The organism is Capnocytophaga periodontitidis (assembly GCF_016126015.1).
In the GTDB taxonomy this organism is placed as follows: domain Bacteria; phylum Bacteroidota; class Bacteroidia; order Flavobacteriales; family Flavobacteriaceae; genus Capnocytophaga; species Capnocytophaga periodontitidis.
The window spans coordinates 78,542-98,864 of record NZ_JAEFDB010000010.1 but is presented as its reverse complement, the minus strand read 5'-3'; the positions used below and the strand labels follow the sequence as shown (position 1 = coordinate 98,864).

The window sequence follows — 20,323 nt, the reverse complement described above, 5'->3', positions numbered from 1 at the left end:
CCGCAATCTATTTTTGTTTAACTATAACAATATGAAACATTTAATCTTTACAGTCTTATCACTGCTTTCATTACAGCAGTACGCACAGCAACTCCTCACCGAGAGTGAGATAGAAGAAAAAAAATTCGGCAATGAGAGTATCCATTTCCTCAAAAGCAACAACACTCGCTTGAACGGCGCCTACAAAATAGGCAACAACCAAGGAGAATACTACGAGGTTACCTTCGTTGATGGAATTGCCAACGGATTGGTGAAATTCTACAACCGTTATGGCAAACTAAAAACCGAAGCCACTTTTGAAAAAGGCATCTTCCACGGTCCTTATAGGCAATACGCCCCTTACTCAGGCGAAATGTATCGCGAATACAACTACAAGAACGGCGAACTCGACGGCAAATTCCGCGAATATTCCGATGGTAAATTAGTAGTCGATAGAAACTACAAGGATGGCAAACCCGACGGCGATTGGAAAGAATACGACGAGAACGGCAAACTCACCAAAGAAGAACACTACAAAATGGGCAAAAAGGACGGTAAACAGTGGTCAGCTGTCACTCGCCGCCGTAGCGGACTTGTACAAACCGATGTAGAATACTACAAAAACGGTGAACCTACAGGCAAATGGCTCTCTAAATTGAGCGACGGCACCCTCCGTGAAGAAAGAGAGTACAAAGCCAATGGCACTTCAGTACGCAAAGAATATTACGAAACCGGTCGACTTAGTAAAATAGTGCATTACAAAGGGGAAAAATACCAAGGTGATTACCAACTCTACAACACCGATGGAATACTCACTGAGGAAGGTACTTACGACAACGATTTCCCTACAATGAAAAAAACATATTACCCTAACGGAAAACTAAAAACCGAAAGTTATTACCAAAACAACGAACAACACGGCAAATACGCTTCTTACGACGAACGCGGACGCCTATTAGTAGAAGGAACTTACCTAAAAGGCTATCCCGATGGAACTTGGAAATCATACACCACCGATGGTGTGTTAACTAAAGAAGCTCATTACGACAAGGGTAGGGAAGAGGGCGCTTACAAAGAGTATTATCCCTCAGGAATACTTTCTATAGAAGGACAATACGCTCGCGGACAGAGAGAAGGCGTTTGGAAATACTATAACGAGCAAGGTCAGGTCGCTAAAGAAGTAAAATACCAAAACGGCAACTCAGTACAAGTTACTAATTATATGGATAAATGAAACTGATTCTCCTCTACGAAATACTCTACATACTATTTGTTATAGCTGTGTGCTTGCGAATTATTTGGGACACACGCTCGGTGAGTAAAGCTTTAGCTTATTTGCTCTTAGTTATCTTTGTGCCCATTGCAGGGGCAATCTTCTACTTTTCATTTGGTATCAACTACCGTCGGCATAAAATATACCACAAAAAACTGACTGTAGACCAAGCTTTCCGCCGACAATTAGAACAGATTTACCCGCGTATACAAGCGCATTTAGAATCCTTAGGAAATTCGGTTACAGCATCTTATGAAAAAAGTTTGCGATTTCTGTCGAATATAGAGGAACGCCTTTTATTGATTCCTAATGAAGAAGTAAAAGTAATATGCAATGGCGAAAACCTCTTTCCTGAATTGCTTGAGAGTTTGCGAAGTGCTCAACATCATATCCACATAGAGTATTACATCTACGAGAACGACCACATAGGCAACGCTATTAAAGATATTCTAATAGAAAAAGCGCGTGAAGGGGTAGAAGTACGTTTCATTTACGACGATTTTGGCAGTCAAGGCATACGCCGAAACATTGCGCGTGAGCTACGCGAAAATGGAGTCCCCGCTTTTCCGTTTTACAAAATCAACTTCGTAAAACTCGCCAATCGTATGAACTACCGCAATCACCGCAAAATAGTAGTGGTAGATGGCTATACCGCTTTTATAGGAGGAATCAACATCAGTGATAAGTACAACAATGCCGAAGCTAACGAGCGCTATTGGCGCGATACTCATCTAAAAGTAAAAGGCTATTCGGCTCACGTGTTACAAGCAGTATTCTTGCAGGATTGGAATTTCTGTAGCGGTGAAAATGTAGCTATCAACGCTCCTTATTTCCCAATAGGTATAGAGCCCCATCCCACCGATTATTTCACACAAATCGTCGCCAGCGGTGCCGATTCCGACCTCCCAAATATCCTCTACGCTACCGTGCAGCTCATCTATGCAGCTAAACGCGAAATCCTAATTACCACCCCTTATTACATCCCCGATACCTCCTTGCAAGAGTCGCTTATCATTGCCGCACTTAGCGGAATAAAAGTGAAATTATTAGTACCCCAAAAAGGCGATTCGGTATTTGTACATATCGCCAGTGAGTCATTTTTTGAAGAATTGCTCAAGGCAGGAGTAGAAATTTATCTTTATGAAAAAGGATTTGTACACGCTAAAACTTTTGTGATAGACGGCGAAGTAGCATCGGTAGGTACAGCCAACCTCGATGCGCGCAGTTTCGACCTCAATTTTGAAGTAAATGCTCTCGTGTACAACAAAACAGTCGCCAGCGATTTGCAGAGAATTTTCTATAACGATTTAAAAGATGCGCGTTTGTTGCAGTTAGAACAGTGGCAAAAGCGGAGCGAGTTTAAGCAAATGATAGAGCGGGTAGTGCGTTTGTTTTCACCGTTTTTATAAAATAAAAAAGGCCTCCTCTCGGAAGCCTCTTTCGTTGGTCTACTAGGACTCGAACCTAGAATAACAGAACCAAAATCTGCTGTGTTACCATTACACCATAGACCAGCGATTTCTCATTTGCGGTGCAAAGGTACTGCTATTTTTGTAATCTGCAAATTTTTTACAAGATTTTTTTAAATAAATCGATAAAAATCTTCTTTAACTACTGAAAATCAAATCAATTGCCTAATTGCTAAATTATCCTTACCTTTGCGCCCTGCTAATCTACTAATCAACAAATTATAAAATATTTTATCTTATAAACACTCACTTTTGCGGCTTGCCCCTCTCCTTGGGAGAGGGGGAACGGGGGTGAGGCTATTAAATTGGCAAATGAAAGTATATCACGACCTCTTGCGCCATATCCTTGAAAATGGCTATTCTAAAGACGATCGCACTGGTACCGGTACTACCAGCGTGTTCGGTTACCAAATGCGTTTCGACCTCAGTCAAGGATTCCCTTTGGTAACTACTAAAAAAATACATCTAAAATCAGTGATTCATGAACTCTTGTGGTTCTTAAAAGGCGATACCAATATCAAATATCTCACCGATCACGGCGTGCGTATCTGGAACGAGTGGGCTGATAAGAACGGCGACCTCGGCCCCGTGTATGGCGCACAGTGGCGCAACTGGAATGGAGAAGCTATCGACCAGATAAAAACCGTCGTCGAAACCCTCAAACACAACCCCGAAAGTCGTCGCATTATTGTATCAGCTTGGAATCCTTCGGTATTACCCGATACAGGAAAATCGTTTGCCGAGAATGTAGCCAATGGCAAAGCCGCCTTACCCCCTTGCCACGCCTTATTTCAGTTCTATGTTGCCGATGGCAAGCTTTCTTGTCAGTTGTATCAACGCAGCGCCGATGTATTTTTAGGAGTACCCTTCAACATTGCCTCTTATGCCCTGCTCACAATGATGCTCGCCCAAGTATGCGACCTGCAAGTAGGTGATTTTGTGCACACTTTCGGCGATGTACACATCTACAACAACCACCGCGAACAAGTAGCCCTACAGCTCAGCCGTACCCCACGTGAATTGCCTACTATGCACCTCAATCCAGCGGTAAAAGACCTCTTTGCTTTCGACTACGAGGATTTCCGTTTAGAAGGCTACGACCCCTATCCCGCCATCAAAGCACAAGTATCAGTATAATTAGCAAATTTTCCAATTAGTAAATTTACTAATTATCCTCCTATCGTTAAAGTTTCGTTAAAATGCAGTGGATAACTTTTTTATATAAGCCTTTTTTAGTTATTTTGTACGCTCAAACAAAAAGTAACAAATCTATGCAGATGAAGAAATTATGTACACTCCTCATTGCCTTATTAATGGCACAAAGTATTTTTGCACAAATCAGCAACGAAACATTCACTTCAGCCAAAACCGGCAAACGCCAGAAATTAGGACTCTATAAGCCCACTGGTTACACCGATAAAAAAGTCTATCCACTGATAGTAGTCCTCAACGCCAACACCCTAATGGAGCCCGTGGTAACCGCCGTTCGCTACTACGAACAATTTGAAGAAATGCCCAAATGTATAGTAGTAGGCGTATACGATGAAAAGTTAGAAGAAGTAGCCATTATCGATGAAGTAGGACGCCCTATGAATGAGTCCGCACGCTTTTTCGATTTTATTTCCACCGAATTAGTACCCTATATACAAGGCAAATACCCCATTGCAGGTTTCAAAGGAATTATCGCATCGGAAGAAGCCGGTTTTTTAATCAATTACTACCTGCTCAACCCCAAATCGCCCTTCAGTATGTACGTGAGTTTAAACCCCACAGTAATCCCACGTATGGCACCCGAGTTTGCAGCCGCTTTGGCAACAGGCGCCTCAAAAGAACAACACCGCTTGTATTACTATATGGCAACCGCCGATGTAGAAAACAAACTCAGCTACGACAAAACAATTAATTTTGAAAAAGGATTGCGCTCTATGCCTATCCACGAATCGGTACTCTACCGCTTTGCCGATATGAAAGGAAGCTCCGTCAACTCCGCCAAATTACAAGGAATTGCCCAAGCTCTCGACGAGTGTTTTGACATCTATAAACCCATAGGAGGCAAGGAGTATAAAACTCAAATGGAAACCTTGAGCAATAATATTTTTGAATATTTAGAAAACAAGTACAACACTATCGAACAATATATCGGACTCAAAAAGAAACCCCTGCTTAACGATGTGATGGCAACCTATACCGCTATCAAATCGGCAGCCGATTGGGAGTCGCTTAGAAAATTAGCAAAATATGTAGAAACAAATGGCTATGTAAAAACCGCAATGCCTAACTTCTTCTTAGCCGAATACTACGAAAAAACCGAAGATTACAAAAAAGCATTGAAAACCTATCAAAAATCGTATACCGAACCCAGTATAGATTTCATCACCGCCGACCTTATCACCGAACGTATCAATGCACTTAAAACCAATAGAAATGTAGGTAGACCCTCTAAAAAATCTAAAAAAGTAATAGAAGAAGTGCCTGAAACCACCGACGAACAAACAACCCCCACCGATGAAAGTAATCAAAACTAAATTAGAAGGTGTGGTGATTATAGAACCACAAGTATTTTTTGACGGCAGAGGCTATTTTTTCGAGTCGTTTTCACAACAACGCTTCAACGAGCAAGTAGCCCCCATCACATTTGTGCAGGACAACGAATCAAAATCAAGTTATGGTGTGTTGCGCGGCTTGCACTTCCAAAAGCCCCCTTTCGCACAATCTAAATTAGTACGAGTTGTGAAAGGCAAAGTGTTAGACGTTGCGGTTGATTTACGCAAAGGTTCACCCACCTTTGGGCAATACGAATCGGTAGTGCTTAGCGAGGAAAACAAACGACAGTTTTTTATTCCACAAGGCTTTGCTCACGGTTTTGCAGTGCTCAGTGAAGAAGCTATTTTTCAGTATAAATGCGACAACTACTACGCCCCTCACAGCGAGGGAAGTGTGCGTTGGAACGACCCTACTATAGCCATAGATTGGCTATTGCCCGAGAAAGACATTATCCTATCAACAAAAGATGAACAAGCCCCACTCTTATCACAATTAACAATTAACGATTGATAATTAAGAGAATACACTTTCTTACTTCTTATCTCTTACTTCTTATCTAAAAAAGTTTAGTAAAAAGTTTGGTAGTTTCAAAAAAAGGTATTAATTTTGCCCCGAAAAAATAAAGATGGTGGTTTTAGCTCAGTTGGTTAGAGCGTCGGATTGTGGTTCCGAAGGTCGTGGGTTCGAGCCCCATATTCCACCCCAAAGGGAAAACCTAATAAAAATACGCCTTAGAGCGTATTTTTTTATTTTATACTTTAGACAAATGAGGTTGTAATGGCATAAGCAAGAAGCTCGCGATACTGGTTTTACACAGAATGTGATACAAATGTAATTGTAAATCGGGGGGAAGGCATATCGAACTGAGTTTTTTTAGAAACAATTATGAAAAAGTATGTATATATAATCGTAATTCTATTTGTGTTAGGATGTAATACAAACAAGAAAGTTCAATTGATACCATTGAATAACGAGAATGTTGAAATAAATTTTATTGAATATAATGAGAAAAAAGTTTCTTTATATTTTCAAAAAAAAATGAAGTTGAAAAACCCTTACTTTTCAACTGCAAAAGTAAAACTAAACTATTTTGTTCAAGGAGAACAAATAGATGATATCTATGCTTGTGCATTAGATTACGACCGGTATGGAGCTTTATCTTTTATTGGCAGTGATAAGGGGGAAGTGTGGGGCGAAATAAAAATATCACCTTTAGGAGAACGAGAAATTATATATGAAAGATATATTCCTATTGAACCTTTTGAATTTTTGGGAATATACAAGAGTTTAGAACAATATATACCTTTAGCAAAACACCCTATAAAAAAGAGTGACCTAACAGGGGAAACTTATGAAGATACCATTGTACTTGTCTATAATGAATCATTTTCTGAGTTCAAACGAAAGAACCCAGAACTTGTAGAGACTCTAACTAAGGGAGATACTATAGAATTAGAGGTTTTAAGTCCTGAGAAAGCAAAATATCGTTATAATGCAGGGTGGTAAATGGTATAGTGTTGTGAGATAAATATAAAAAGAATAATAACTAACCTGAGTTTGACACGAAAATATAATTTATTAATCAAACAAATAAAATTTTACCCGTTAATTATCAATTGAATTAGTTCTTCACATTATTTTTTTGATTTCTACTAAAAAACCATTACCTTTGTCAGCGTATTACCTTTCAAATTCGTGAACAGATGAAATTTTACTTGTTACTAATGGCTTTTTCACTCTTCTTTTGTTCTACCAAAGAACAGAAAAGCAATAAAAATATGATAGAGAAAGCACAAAAATCCAATGAAAATGAAATTCTAAAGATTAAATATTTTTATGTAAGATGTGACATCCCTATAAATGTAGGCAAAGTAGCATTAGAGAGAGTTGAAGTTACTAAAAATAGATATTTAATCTATAAAGAAAATTATGATGAGGGTATTCAACTTAAAGATTCAATCTTAGTAGATATCCCTTTCAAAGCTGACACTCTATTTTCATCAATACCTGAAGCATATCTCAATAATGCTAAAGCATATCCTTTTCTAAATTTTAAAAATATTTATAATCGCAACTATGAACGTTTCCTTCTTTTTAGGCAGAAAGATACTATTGTATGGAATATTAAATATCAACTGCTCCCTGAAGATTTCGTTTTTTACAAAAATTTTAAAGAATTTAGATTGGAACAGTTAAGGAATAAGAGAACTAAATAGGTGTTAAAAAACACATATATTGGGCTAAAAAGGAGGTAGCCGAGATGTCTTTTTGGTTTTATACAATCCCAATTTCGTCAAAATCCGTGTTCACATACCCAAATGAGAGCCCTTGCTGACTTTGTAGGAGACTTAAAAAAACTCTTTATTTTGATTAATAAATATTTCTTACGCCAAACTCATATTATTATAGAAAATCAATATTAGAAACTTTTTAAAATTGTTGTACAACCCAAAAAAACGTAAAATGGAAATTTCAAATAGAAAAATAATTGTATCCGTATGTATATTGATTCCATTTATATTTTTATTGCACATAAAAAAGTGTCATAAAGATTTATGTAAGGGATTTATCGATGAAAAATCGTTTGTATTAGGAGAATCTACGATTAAAGATATTCAAAAAAGATTTAATATTTACAAAGATTTGGAATTTTTTCCCAATAATGATAGCCTTTATATTACTAAGATTGAAGAAAAGGAAGGTTTTATAAAAATATTGTCTCAAAAAAGATTTCTGTTTAAGGACAGTTTACTTCAAAAAGTTGAATGGGTGGTAAGCACAAGTTGCTGTTGGAATAATGATTTCAAAGAAAATGATTTTGCACAGAAAAAAGATGAAATTTTCAGAGAATATAACAAGTATATTCATACAATAAAATCAAAAAATTCAGCATCAAAATGCTTTAATTTTCAAAGTATTGATACGACAATGTTTCATAAAACCTCCTTGTTTAAGTGGGGAGATTGAAAAAATAAAGAAAAAAAATACTTTAGTCAATGGAACGATTGGTAACATTTTTAGCAATAAGTATACTGTGCTTATCCTGTGGACAAGAAAAAAAAATGATAAATACAGATTTTCAAATTACAGAGTGTAGTGCTTTGTATAAAGGGAAACCACTGCCCTTTGGCAAACCCATTGAAGAATGGGAGAAGATATTTGGTAAAGTTTCAAGAAAACAGTATGAATGTGTTTATATTTGGGACGATTTAGGTACAGCTATTCAGAATCCTATGACTACTAATAGCGATCCTTATGACCCCTCACCTAAAACGAGAAAATACGATGTTCTCTATATCTTTTATGCCAACTTAGATAGCCCTGCTGGAAGAAAGGAAAAATTGTCTTTTATCCCAACAGATTACCTTGAAACAATGAAAAAATATGAAGAGAAATACAATCTTACTCATGATGAGGTTTGGGATAAACTAAATTATCAGCAAGGAGAAGGTTATACAAATATTAGCATCTTAAAAGAATTCTTTTTCCTGCCCTACAATATATATGATAAATCAGTTACCATAGATGGGGCAGAGGTAAAGGCAGGAATGTCTCTAAAAGAGTTTAATAAAAATCGTAGAGCCTTAGAGGTTAATAAGTTTACTTTTCGTGATGTAAATATGAATGGAATTAACGAACACGGGAAAACGGAAGGAGACGGTGAGTTTTGGGATGATTATCGAAAAAATTTCTGTGAAGAACAAGGGCATTATATTCTTTGCAGTCTTCAATATAGCGATAATGCTTTGGAATATATTAAAATAGGCTATGGAATCAACTGAGATGATGAAAATATGTATTCATTCTAACTATTTATGAAACAATTTACAATCCTTATCATATAGCATAGGATTACTCATTTACACTTTATCCGTATTATTAATTTTCATCTTATTAAAAAGAGTGTTATATTTTGTAGTCTCTAAATGTACAAGGAACAAGTAGTAGCAAATGTAAAAAAGGATAGCTCTCCATAGAAAGCTATCCTTTTTTGTTATGAGTTGTTACTCCTTTTAAAACATTGCTGAAAACAACTTAGGATTGATGTTCAAACTGCACCAGAACCAGTCTTGGTAACCGCGTTGGTTAGCAGTACCTTTGAGGGCTTTAGTGCCATCGTTAGCAAAATAAGTAGAGTAACCTACTTGTAACCCTATAAAAGGTTGTACTTTTAAGTTGTACACTAAGTCGATTTCACTACCGAGGCTACTGTGCTTCTTATCAGTTTCGAACTTGGCAGCGGGTGCAAAGAAGTGATAAGTAGCGCTGAGGTTGCTCTTTTCGCCAGTGCGCACATTGGCAGTGAGATAAGGATTGAGCAAACCTACAGAAGGAGTGAAACCTACATAGTAATAATCCATAAAGCCGTAGAACTTGTGGTTGGTACCGCTGAATGGGTTAAATTTCTTATCTTTACCCGAAGTGTCATCAGAGGCGTTGCCACTGAGGTAGTCTACTCCAGCGGTTAAGCCAAAGATAGGAGAGAACTTGTAGCCTGCGTTCACTGCAAACATATAAGCGCTTTTATCGGCACCTGCAGCGTTTTTACCAGTTTGCAAATAAGCAGAAGCTCCATAGGTCAACTGGTTACTTTTGCCAGTGTAGTGCGCACCGAAAGTTTGCATATTTTGGTCAGCACTATCATCAGTACGGTAACCTAAGTTAGCAAACAAGAGCGACAATTGGTGCGCTTCACTGATGCTATAGTGCGCGTGAAGCGCTTGCAAGTGTTGATAATCCTGACCCCATCCTGGAGTGAAATTCTGTCCGCTCGGAGTATTTACATTTAGAGTAGGGGTCGTGGTACTTCCCGATTGGTTATAAGCAAAGAAACCGCGAAGTGTCAACTTTTCAGAAGGTGTCCAATTGAGGTTCACCGCATCGTGGCTACGTCCGGCAGGATGCCAATCAAGCGACCCAAAAATGCGATCATCATCTAAAACAATCATCTGTCTACCTACTTTTGCGCTAAGAGTATTCATAAGAGGGAATTCGGCGTAAGCCTCGAAAACCGACATACCGCCTGTTCTATCGACAGCTTGTACTTGTTGCGCTTGCCCCCAAACGTTTACGTTTTGGAGAGAAACGTACAAATGTAGGCGGTCGCTATGCTTATAGTCGAAGTTTAAGCGCACGCGGTTGTTGGTGAGGATAGCAGGAGATTCACCTTCTACTAAAGGGCGATATGCCCCATTGCGGTACTCGAAACGCGGACGAATTTGTGCTGATAGCGTGAACTCATTATCGGCAGGTGGCGGAGAAGGAGGTGTCATCATCTCTTCCATAGGAGGTTGTGGAGGAGGAATACCTTCATTAGGGGCAGGAGGATTTTCTACCTGCGCAGTTGCTAAAGTGGGGCACAAAACGAAAGCGGTACCCAAAGCAAAAAATGATAATAAATGTTTTTTCATTGGTATAGTGTTTTTAAAATGTTTTACGTTTAAAATAGGTTAAAATACTAAAAATAAGACATAAGACCACAGTCTCTTATTTAGAATTACAATAAAATAAGGATATATCTTTATTTTCTTTTGCAAATGTAAGGAAACTATTTTACATTTGCAACGAAAAACAACGAAAAAATATTTTTTTATATAATGGCGACAACAGATAACAACACCCCATCTACTAAAAAAGGACGATGGTTTCGTTTCTTAATTCCCTCGTTAGTAGGGATACTGATAGGGCTTTGCGGATATATTTTTTATATATCGAAAGCGCATACCTATCTGTCCGACGACCCCAAGGCGTGTGTGAACTGCCATATTATGGAGCCTGAGTACGCTACGTGGATGCACTCTTCGCACGGTCGCAATACTGTGTGTAACGATTGCCACGTGCCTCACGACAACGTTTTTCGCAAATATTATTTTAAAGCGAACGACGGTCTGCGTCACGCCACGATGTTCACCTTCCGTATGGAACCACAAGTGATTAAGATGCATTCTCCAGGGCAAAGAGTAGTACAAGAAAATTGTATTCGTTGCCATAGTACTTTGGTAAGTGAAGTACAAGCAGGAAAGGTAACTGCCGAAATGGCTCACGCCGATAACGGGCGACTGTGCTGGGACTGCCACCGCGAAGTGCCTCACAGCCGTGTACGTGGACTTAATGCAGCTCCTCATTCACCCGTGCCTATTATTAGTAATATGCCAAGCAATACCCCTGAGTGGCTTGACAAAATGGTGAAAAACAGAGAAAAATCAAATAATTAAAAAAAACGAAATATAATTTATACAGCGATGAAAAAGAAACATTGGTTAATTGCAGGTTTATTAGCAGTGGTTACCTTTTTATTAGGTCTATTGGCTAATTCGATAATGAACAGATCTACAGAAGCTCAATTGATAGCTAGAGGTGGTAATAACCTTAAAGAAGGTGAATGCCGCAATGAGCTTTACGAACCGTTCTATCCTCGTGAATACGCTTCGTGGGCAGCTACTGCCGACACTACTTTCCGCTCTAAGTATATGAGTAGTAACGATGATGATCTGCTTGAGCTACGTCCAGAAATGGTAATCCTTTGGGCTGGTTATTCTTTCTCTAAGGGATACAACGCTCCACGCGGACACATGCACGCTATTGAAGACGTTACTAAAATCCTCCGTACTGGTGCCCCTACCGATTCTACCCACTCTCCTCAACCAGGTACTTGCTGGACTTGTAAAAGCCCCGATGTGCCTCGCCTTATGAAAGAAGTAGGTGCCGAAACTTATTACAGCGCTCCTTGGGATCAATGGGGTAGCCAAATCGTAAATCCTATCGGTTGCGCTACTTGCCACGATACTAAAACTATGAAATTGCAAGTAAGTCAATTGGCTTTACAAGAAGCCTTCAAACGTCAAGGGCGCGATATCAATAAAGCTACTCATCAAGAGATGCGTTCTCTCGTCTGTGCGCAATGCCACGTAGAGTACTACTTCAAAGGTGATAAAAAATATCTTACTTTCCCTTGGGATAAAGGTATGACTATTGAAAAGATGGAAGAGTACTACGATGCAGAAGGTTGGACTGACTATGTACACCCACTTAGCCGTACTCCTATCCTCAAAGCACAACACCCCGACTATGAACTTTCTCAACTCGGTATTCACGGACAACGTGGCGTTTCTTGTGCCGATTGCCATATGCCTTACAAAACTGATGGTGCTGTGAAATTCACCGATCACCAAATCAGTAGCCCTTTGCGTAACGTGTCAGCAAGTTGTCAAACTTGTCACCGCCAAAGTGAAGAAGAATTGGTGAAAAACGTATACGATCGCCAAGATGCTGTATATGGTATGCGTATGAAACTCGAAAAACAATTAGCAAAAGTACACTTTAAAGCTAAATTCTTGTGGGATAACGGTGCTACTGAAGAACAAATGAAACCTACTTTGGCACTTATCCGCAAATCACAATGGCGTTGGGATATGGTACACTCTTCACACGGTGCCGCTTTCCACGCTCCTATCGAATCTGAACGCCTCCTTAGCGATGGTCTTATCTATGCTTATCAAGCTGAAGATAATTTAGATGTGCTTAAAGAAAAACTAAACATCAAAACAGCTTTCGTGATGCCTGATATCAGCACTAAAGCTAAAGCTCAGAAAGAAATAGGCTTAGATATCCCTAAAGAAGAAGCTGCTAAGAAAAGATTCTTAGAAACTATCGTTCCTAAATGGATTAAAGAAGCTAAAGAAAAAGGACGCTTAGTAACCCAAAAGTAATTTAACGAATTACGAATGACAAATCACGATGTAGGGGCGAATTACATTCGCCCCTATTTCTTACCTCTTATCTCTTACCTAACTATGAAACAATATCCCTTCGCTATTCTCGTAGCGTGCTTATCCCTTATCATAGGGCTGATACTACAACTTACCTTAGGAAGTATCAGCAAAAGCTGGTTTAGCTTTCCTTACAATGTAATAGGAGGCTTTGCCTTTGTGGTACTCACTACAGCTGTATATTTTATTTTTAGAAAAACGAATTTTATCGTGCGCTTTTCATCAGCGCCTTTTGCTATTGTTACGGTCGTAACCCTTGGGGTACTCACCATTGGTTTGGGGAGCATCAACGTAAATCCTCAAGAGGTAGCTCATAGCTTTGTGGGCAAATTGGGCTTAGACGACCTTACCAAAACTTGGTACTTTGGCATTATCTTCGTATTGGCACTGATGAACCTCTGGTTTTCTATCCTAAAACGCTCGATGGTCTACCAACGCAAAAACATACCTTTCCTCCTCAATCACTTTGGCTTATGGCTTACAATGTTCGCTGGCGTATTAGGTCAGGGAGATATTATACGTCTGAAAATGAACCTCTATAAGGATAAGCTTGAATGGCGCGCTACTACCGAGGATAATCGCGTAGTACAACTTCCTATCGCTATGGAACTCAAAGAGTTTAGTATCGATATCTACCCTAATAAACTATTTGTTATCGATAGCACAGGCTCAGCACTACCTCACGAAAAACCTATAGGCTTTATGCTCGAAAAACAAGGTGAGAGTATGACCCTGCTGAACTGGAAAATTACCCTTCTCCAATACCTCGAAAAAGCAATCCCCGATACCGATAGTACTTATGTCAATCACACAATGTGGGGAGCTACCAATGCAGCCAAAGTAACCGTAGAAGACCTCCGTACTCATAAAAAGAAAACCGATTGGATTTCAGCAGGAAACTTCCAATTCTCACCCCGTGCCATTCATTTAGACGATGAACATACCTTAGTAATGGCTCCTGCCGAAGCACGCAAATTCCAATCCGATGTATTGATATATCAAAAAGATCATATAAACGAAGTACTCGAAGAAAAAATAGAAGTAAACCACCCTATCAGCGTAGGTGGTTGGCGCATTTACCAATTGAGTTACGACGAGCGTATGGGGCGCTGGTCAGAACTCAGTGTCGTCGAACTCATCTCCGACCCTTGGTTACCTGTCGTTTATGTAGGAATTTTCTTACTACTTGCTGGCGGTATTGCCCTACTCTTTGAAGTAAAAACTAAAAAACAAACATCTAATTCCTAACTCCTAATTCCTATTTTCTAAACTATGTGGCATTATTTTAATCTTATAACATATATCACAGTAGCTTTGTGGCTACTTTCTGGTACGCTTATCTACAGCAAAAGCAAAAGCCTTAGAAACCTCAGTATTACAGCTCATTTAGTAGCCACCCTAACCATAGGAGGTTTTATCGTTGCCTTATGGCAAAACTTAGACCGTCCACCATTGCGCACCCTTGCCGAAACGCGCGTTTGGTACGCATTCTTTATGGGGCTCATAGGCTGTGCCATCTATTGGCTCTATCGTCAAAAGTGGATGCTCAGCTATTCGGCTGTAATGGGGATTGTGTTTGTAGTACTTACCTACACCCACCCCGATACAATGAACAAAGCCCTAATGCCTGCCTTGCAGAGCGTGTGGTTCATTCCACACGTAATTGTGTATATATTTGCTTATGCAATGTTAGGAATGGCATCACTCACCGCTTTCTATGGCATTTATCGCTATAAAAAAGGACAAGAAGTACAATCAATTTTCATTGTTATCGATCAACTCGTAAAAATAGGTTATGTATTCCTCACCTTTGGATTGCTTTTTGGAGCCCTTTGGGCAAAAGAAGCTTGGGGACACTATTGGACGTGGGACCCTAAAGAAACTTGGGCATTTATCACTTGGCTCGGCTATTTGGTATATCTCCACCACAAGTACAATCACAAAGAAAAGAAACCATTCCAGAGTTTCCTTATTGTAGGAATTGCCTTTATACTGCTCCTTGTTTGCTGGTTTGGTGTAAACTACTTACCAACAGCACAAATGAGTGTACATACCTATTCTGGATAAATAATAAAAAAAGTCGCTAAGTACCTCACTAAGCGACTTTTTTTGTTTAATAGGAAAATTATTTATACTTTTGCCTACTGATTATTAAAATGGTATTAAGATGATTGAACAACCAGAAGTAAAGATAAAGCAAGCACGCGAAGTAAAAAGAGTTTCTCAAGACTTTGTCGCGGCTCAGTTAGGAATTTCTACACGCGCTTATTCAAAGATTGAATCAGGAGAGACGCAACTTACCATTACGCGCCTCAACGAAATATGTGCTATTTTGCAAGTAGACCCGATGAAAGTTTTAGGTTTCGACGATAAAAAAGTGTTCAACATCAATAATAATTCTTCTGGCACTTGTAATGGAGAATATCATTTGAATCAAATTCCCGAAAAATTAATAGCTCAATACGAAGAAACTATAGCTTCCCTGAAAGAGCAAATAGTAATGCTCAAAGAGATGCTTAATAAATAATAAAAAAGCTGCCTTAGGGCAGCTTTTTATCGTTTTAGTTGAGTACCAACTTTTCAGTTTTGGTATCTCCTTTTTTCAAAGTAATAGAAACTCTTTTAGTTTTACTACTATTGTTAAGTGTATAGTGCGCTGAAAAAGTAAAGGTATTAGTCTCATTATTAACACTTGTGAATTGCGTTCCTTTATCAAGATTGGTAAAAGTAGCGTTACCTGCATCATCAGAAACTACTTGGAAGGTAGCGTGAAATGTTTCGTCGCCCATCATATTCCAAGTATCTTGATCGTAAGCGTATACTCTCACTCCTTTTACAGGTTTACCTAAGAGGTCTACTAATTGAATAGTAGCAGAAGTTGCTTTGTCTTCATCCTTGTCTTTACTACACGCAAATGTGGTGATTGCTGTAAGTAACAATACTGTTGTGTACATTAAAAATTTCTTCATTGCTTTGTGGATTATTGGTTATTACTGTGATTGTGTATTTCAATAGTTGTGTTACCTGCATTCTGAGGTTGAGCTTGTTGAGGAGCATTCTCACGTTTTGCTTTGATTTTGATAGTTTCAGTGGTTACAATACCAGCTGTAATTCCACTAATCAAAAAATCAGCAAGGTTAGTACGAGTAACTACTTGACAGTTACCTGAAGAGGGTGTATTTACTTTAGTCCGTCCTATAGGAAGTAGTCCCCAAAAAAGCCATACTTGTTTACCTTTGGCATACACATAATCTTCGGTAGGGGTTTCGCGAAACTGCCCTACATCTGTTTTAGTGGTACGACAAGCACTTAACATTAGCAGTGCTGTACCAAGAATTAAAAATTTCTTCATTGGTTTATGAAAATTAATTAGTTACGAAATTGATTAGGGGAAAGAAACTGTAATTTCTCTGTTGTTTCTACTAAATTCAGCATCGTAAGAGCCTTCAGTAGGATAAAAAGCATAACCTTTGTTTTGTTTCCAGCTTACGGTATAAGTTTCTAATGCTACCTCAAAAGTTCTTGTTGTTTTTCCTTCCATTACAAAAGTACTACTTCCTACTTTTACAGTATATGGATTTTTAGAAGTGTTTTTAATGATAAGTGTTCCTTTTGCTTGATTATTACAGTTTTCAGTAGTGTTGAGGGTTACTTGAACCATATTGCTATAAGCATTAGTAGTAAAACTACCTGTTTTAGTATGACCACAAGGGGTAGTAGCAGTATAGCTAAAACTTTTGTTTTGTTCAAGTTCAAAAACTACATAACCTTTAACACTACCTATTGTGTTAGTGCTTTTTGTTTGCCCTTCAATAGTTATTTTTACATTGTTTAGGTATTCATTACTATCTCTTACCAAGAATTCAACGTTTACTTTTCTTGTTTGTGCTTGGCTTCCTGCAAGAGTAATAGTACTTTCTTTAGCAGTACCATCAATAGCGAGTTCTACTTCTTTGTAGTAAGGTGAAGAAGAAGTAACTACAAAAAATGTATATTTTTGATTGTTGTATGTAGGACGGAAGTTGCTGAAAGTAGCTATACCTTGTACATTGGTAGTAGCATTTTTAGTAGAAGTTAAAAGATTTTCATTGCCATTACCCGTTTTAAGTCCATAACTGAGAGCTTGAAAAGTATAAGAATCAGCAGCATACACCTTTTTACCACTTACAGCAGTACCATTGCTTACTACCTTTATCTTTACAGTATAATCCTTTGCAGTAGCTGTAAGAGCGATGGTATTATCGCCTTCAGCAATTGTTTTTTCTACTTCAGTAGAAAGATATTCATTGTCTTTTTCTACAATGAAATACAGCTTTCTACCTATATATTCTGATACATCAATAATAGCACTACCATTGCTTACAGTAGCCTCTTTTACAGCTACGTGGCTTGATTTAAAAGTACTATTAGCTACGATTACTTTTATTCCATTAGTAACCCCTGATACAGTGATTTTTGCAGTAGCTTTTTTCGCAGCTGGTGCTGTACTATTAGAAGAGGTTTTAGTAAGGGTGCGTTTAGTAGTTTTACCATCTTCATCTTTTACAGAAACTATGATGTTATCCCCAGCTTTAGTAATATCCAAAAGTTCTTTCTTCCCTTGAATTACAAGATAAACCTTGCCATTTTCTACTGTATAATTAAAAGTGCCTCGATTTTCAGTACAAGTATTGTCCTCATCGTCATACTGATTGGTGATAAGAGTAACTTGATTTTTGGTAAAGACAAAAGACCCTTTTTTAACACAATTCCATTCAGTTTGGTGGTTAGCATTGTTAGAGAACTTCACTCCGTCATACTCAAATTCTACGTGTGACCACGTTCCGTTGAGAAAGTCGGGTGTAATAGCTGTTACAGCCTGACCAGTATTGCTGTTGCCATTACCGTTCCCAGTGCCATTACCTCTGTTATTGCCGTTGTTGTCGCTCCCTCCATCGTCTTTGGAGCAACCGATAATCGTAAGTGCTATAAGTGAAAGCACCGTGAAAATTGTTGATAATCTTTTCATTATTTGAAATTTTATGAATTAAACGGGGCAAAAATACCACGGATAAAAAAGATATACAACACTAATTATTTCTTATTTTGAACTTATATTTCTTATTTTGAACTAAAGAGTGATGATTAAATAAATAGATTATCAGTATAATCAAATTTAGAAAAGTTTTAAGACTTGCCAAAATGTAGCGGCATAAATACAATTTTGAGACTTTTTGAACAGATGAAAGGTTTTGTGACCAATATCATCAAAAAGATAGGTCAAGGTGACTTTGTAGACATCAACAAAGAACAGTATGAAACACATTTTTGATGTGTTTTAGGAATTAATTTTGATAATAAAAAGCTGTTGAGCATCTTGCTTAGTAGCTTTTTTTGTTTAATAGGAAAATTATCTGATACATTAAATGTCTAATGTCTAAAGACTGAATTATAACGTTTTTTAACGTGAAAAATAAAAAATAACAAAAATATAATATATACATAAAAATATTTTTATATTTTTGCAACAGAAATCTGCAAAAACTCCCAATTGAAAAGATTAAAAAGTATACAATCCATTATAAAAAAATATGATACACAGGGTAGTAGCCCCGTTTTGATAATGGCAAATGACCTGAACCAATGGGTGTGTAAGTATAGAGATGTAAACCAACTCTTTAATGAATTATTAGCTTATCAATTTGCTAAAATATGGCAAATAAATATACCAGAGGGGGCTTTTATAGAAATAGACTATGAGAAACATATAAAACCTCTTGAAGACAAACGAGGATTAGAACGAAGATTTTTTGAAAGGGAATGTTTTGGGTCGCTTTTTCTACAGAATGCAATTGAAGTTAATAAAACAATACTTACAGACAAAGATATTATTAGAAGGATTAAAAATAAAAATGATTTGCTCAAAATAGCCCTTTTTGATATTTGGCTATCCAATGAAGATAGAACCTTTAACAACTATAACTTGTTATTACAAGCAATAAAAGGAGGGTTCTCAATTTTGTACATTATTGATAATACAGAGATTTTCAATTCATCAATGGCATATGATCAATCAATGGAACTAATAACACAAGACGACAGCATACTCAATTCCAAATTAGCTACATTTGTATTTAAGAATGACACAGAAACAGTGCGAGAAATGAATGATTTATTGAAAGAGTTCCCTATATTTACAAAGAATTGTCAAGACAATTTACAATCTATATTAAATCAAGTTCCTCAAAAATGGCATATAGACTTACAAAGTCACAAAACTAAAATAGACATAATTTTCACAGAAGATTGGCTTAAAATTTGTGAACATACATTTAGAAAATATATACAAACATCAATAATTCATAAACCATAATGGAAACCTTATACTGTCCTATCTACTTATCAACAAATGCTCTATCATCAGATAGATTCAGCGTTGGGCTCATTATGGCAAATAATGACACTTTGTTTTTCAACTATTCCGATGAGAAACTAACAAAAGTTAAACACTTATTCACTAATGAAGCATTTCTTATCGTAAAACAATATCTAAAATCACTATATAAAAGTTTTAATACCGATGAGTCAGACACTTTATTTGCCAGAAAAGAAATGTTAAATAATTGGGTAAATAAACAATACCTATCCTATTTAGGAAAATACTCAAATAATCTCATACAATTTGGAGAGACAACAATTGTCGATATAGAACTTAATGAAGACATCTTTAAAAAATTCTTTGAAATGTATGTATTTCGTTATCCTGTATTGATAGATAAAGAAAAGGATATAGATATATTGAAAAAACCACAAACTATATCTTTTTATGAGGAAGTATCAGAAAGGGTCAATATAGATAGAGAAATTACCAATAAAGATTTAAATACCCTTCTAATTCCTACAAAAGTTGGGTTTATAGGTAAAAATGAAGTCCCCACAGCGGGAGATATACTTAACCTAAAAAGAAACATTCAAACTATAAGTAACAATATAAATAGTTTTATATCTCTAACGAAAGCATTAAACGATAATCAAAATAAGAAAGGGAAATACTATCTTATAGGCGAAGAACCAGACAAAAAACTAAAAGAAAATCATCATCTTTGGAATAACCTGCGTAATACCAAAATAATAGATTATGTAGAACTTCAAGATATAGGAGAAATAACTAGTTATTTTACACAACACCAGGTAACGCCTTTTTTTGCCGACTGATAATCTATCAAAATAGATTTTCCGTCAAAAATATCCTATTTTTTATCCTTTAAAACTGAGATAATTATTCTTTGAAGAGCTTTTTGTGGCTGTTG

General features: G+C 37.3%; 20 protein-coding genes and 2 tRNA genes. 17 read left to right on the top strand and 5 right to left on the bottom strand.

The genetic code is table 11. From position 1 onward, the window contains the following. Positions 1 to 31: 31 nt before the first annotated feature. Both I7X29_RS12415 and cls read left to right on the top strand, forming a co-directional pair. Complete coding sequence (locus I7X29_RS12415) at positions 32 to 1,213, top strand: toxin-antitoxin system YwqK family antitoxin (protein WP_198475071.1); 1,182 nt, start codon at positions 32 to 34, stop codon at positions 1,211 to 1,213. Further along, a complete protein-coding gene (cls, locus tag I7X29_RS12410) occupies positions 1,210 to 2,661 on the top strand; it encodes a cardiolipin synthase (protein WP_198475069.1) in 1,452 nt (483 codons plus the stop codon). The genes I7X29_RS12415 and cls overlap by 4 nt, the downstream gene beginning before the upstream one ends. Positions 2,662 to 2,695: 34 nt before the next feature. Here the strand turns inward: cls and I7X29_RS12405 are convergent. Beyond that, positions 2,696 to 2,766, bottom strand: a tRNA-Gln gene (locus I7X29_RS12405). A 267-nt stretch (positions 2,767 to 3,033) separates the two neighbouring features. Between I7X29_RS12405 and I7X29_RS12400 the strand changes: the two genes are divergently transcribed. The 8 genes from I7X29_RS12400 (at position 3,034) to I7X29_RS12365 (ending at position 9,047) form a co-directional block, all read left to right on the top strand. Continuing rightward, a complete protein-coding gene (locus I7X29_RS12400) occupies positions 3,034 to 3,858 on the top strand; it encodes a thymidylate synthase (protein ID WP_198467240.1) in 825 nt (274 codons plus the stop codon). 140 nt (positions 3,859 to 3,998) lie between these two features. Beyond that, positions 3,999 to 5,246 carry an alpha/beta hydrolase gene (locus I7X29_RS12395; RefSeq protein WP_198467239.1) on the top strand — a complete coding sequence of 416 codons (1,248 nt, stop codon included), beginning with the start codon at positions 3,999 to 4,001 and terminating at the stop codon, positions 5,244 to 5,246. Next, on the top strand, positions 5,227 to 5,775 hold the full coding sequence (rfbC, locus tag I7X29_RS12390; protein ID WP_009412523.1) for a dTDP-4-dehydrorhamnose 3,5-epimerase: 549 nt from the start codon (positions 5,227 to 5,229) through the stop codon (positions 5,773 to 5,775). The genes I7X29_RS12395 and rfbC overlap by 20 nt, the downstream gene beginning before the upstream one ends. A 118-nt stretch (positions 5,776 to 5,893) precedes the next feature. Then, positions 5,894 to 5,970 (top strand) — tRNA-His (locus I7X29_RS12385). A 180-nt stretch (positions 5,971 to 6,150) separates the two neighbouring features. Next, positions 6,151 to 6,771: a hypothetical protein gene (locus tag I7X29_RS12380; protein ID WP_198475067.1), complete on the top strand. Its 621-nt coding sequence runs from the start codon at positions 6,151 to 6,153 to the stop codon at positions 6,769 to 6,771. A 272-nt stretch (positions 6,772 to 7,043) separates the two neighbouring features. Next, on the top strand, positions 7,044 to 7,481 hold the full coding sequence (locus I7X29_RS12375; protein WP_225883742.1) for a hypothetical protein: 438 nt from the start codon (positions 7,044 to 7,046) through the stop codon (positions 7,479 to 7,481). A gap of 247 nt (positions 7,482 to 7,728) precedes the next feature. After that, entirely contained in the window at positions 7,729 to 8,232 is a 504-nt protein-coding gene (locus I7X29_RS12370) for a hypothetical protein (RefSeq protein WP_198475063.1), read from the top strand. Between the two features lie 29 nt (positions 8,233 to 8,261). Then, a complete protein-coding gene (locus tag I7X29_RS12365) occupies positions 8,262 to 9,047 on the top strand; it encodes a DUF7738 domain-containing protein (protein WP_198475061.1) in 786 nt (261 codons plus the stop codon). 231 nt (positions 9,048 to 9,278) lie between these two features. Here the strand turns inward: I7X29_RS12365 and I7X29_RS12360 are convergent, their stop codons facing one another. Then, positions 9,279 to 10,676 (bottom strand): alginate export family protein, encoded by a 1,398-nt coding sequence (locus I7X29_RS12360; RefSeq protein ID WP_198475059.1) that lies wholly within the window; start codon positions 10,674 to 10,676, stop codon positions 9,279 to 9,281. A gap of 186 nt (positions 10,677 to 10,862) precedes the next feature. Here I7X29_RS12360 and nrfH point away from each other — a divergent pair, with 186 nt between their 5' ends. The 5 genes from nrfH (at position 10,863) to I7X29_RS12335 (ending at position 15,561) form a co-directional block, all read left to right on the top strand. After that, positions 10,863 to 11,480, top strand: coding sequence for a cytochrome c nitrite reductase small subunit (nrfH, locus tag I7X29_RS12355; protein ID WP_198475057.1), 618 nt, complete (start codon positions 10,863 to 10,865; stop codon positions 11,478 to 11,480). Positions 11,481 to 11,507: 27 nt separating this feature from the next. Then, positions 11,508 to 12,974 (top strand): ammonia-forming cytochrome c nitrite reductase, encoded by a 1,467-nt coding sequence (nrfA, locus tag I7X29_RS12350; protein WP_198475055.1) that lies wholly within the window; start codon positions 11,508 to 11,510, stop codon positions 12,972 to 12,974. Positions 12,975 to 13,058: 84 nt separating this feature from the next. Further along, positions 13,059 to 14,282, top strand: coding sequence for a cytochrome c biogenesis protein ResB (locus I7X29_RS12345; RefSeq protein WP_198467565.1), 1,224 nt, complete (start codon positions 13,059 to 13,061; stop codon positions 14,280 to 14,282). A gap of 24 nt (positions 14,283 to 14,306) precedes the next feature. Further along, on the top strand, positions 14,307 to 15,101 hold the full coding sequence (gene ccsA / locus I7X29_RS12340) for a cytochrome c biogenesis protein CcsA (protein ID WP_198467566.1): 795 nt from the start codon (positions 14,307 to 14,309) through the stop codon (positions 15,099 to 15,101). 100 nt (positions 15,102 to 15,201) lie between these two features. Continuing rightward, on the top strand, positions 15,202 to 15,561 hold the full coding sequence (locus tag I7X29_RS12335) for a helix-turn-helix domain-containing protein (protein ID WP_009412534.1): 360 nt from the start codon (positions 15,202 to 15,204) through the stop codon (positions 15,559 to 15,561). A gap of 34 nt (positions 15,562 to 15,595) precedes the next feature. On the opposite strand, the gene I7X29_RS12330 is transcribed toward I7X29_RS12335, so the two are convergent. The 3 genes from I7X29_RS12330 to I7X29_RS12320 are packed head-to-tail and all read right to left on the bottom strand — an operon-like array spanning position 15,596 to position 18,042. Further along, positions 15,596 to 16,003, bottom strand: coding sequence for a hypothetical protein (locus tag I7X29_RS12330; RefSeq protein ID WP_088593504.1), 408 nt, complete (start codon positions 16,001 to 16,003; stop codon positions 15,596 to 15,598). An 11-nt stretch (positions 16,004 to 16,014) separates the two neighbouring features. Continuing rightward, positions 16,015 to 16,386, bottom strand: a complete 372-nt coding sequence (locus I7X29_RS12325; protein WP_009412536.1) for a hypothetical protein — start codon at positions 16,384 to 16,386, stop codon at positions 16,015 to 16,017. A gap of 33 nt (positions 16,387 to 16,419) precedes the next feature. Next, positions 16,420 to 18,042, bottom strand: a complete 1,623-nt coding sequence (locus tag I7X29_RS12320) for a hypothetical protein (protein ID WP_198467567.1) — start codon at positions 18,040 to 18,042, stop codon at positions 16,420 to 16,422. Positions 18,043 to 18,564: 522 nt separating this feature from the next. On the opposite strand from I7X29_RS12320, the gene I7X29_RS12315 reads away from it, so the two are divergent. Both I7X29_RS12315 and I7X29_RS12310 read left to right on the top strand, forming a co-directional pair. Continuing rightward, positions 18,565 to 19,386 carry a HipA family kinase gene (locus I7X29_RS12315; RefSeq protein ID WP_225879542.1) on the top strand — a complete coding sequence of 274 codons (822 nt, stop codon included), beginning with the start codon at positions 18,565 to 18,567 and terminating at the stop codon, positions 19,384 to 19,386. After that, complete coding sequence (locus tag I7X29_RS12310; protein ID WP_009412539.1) at positions 19,386 to 20,228, top strand: hypothetical protein; 843 nt, start codon at positions 19,386 to 19,388, stop codon at positions 20,226 to 20,228. The genes I7X29_RS12315 and I7X29_RS12310 overlap by 1 nt, the downstream gene beginning before the upstream one ends. Positions 20,229 to 20,323: the final 95 nt, after the last annotated feature.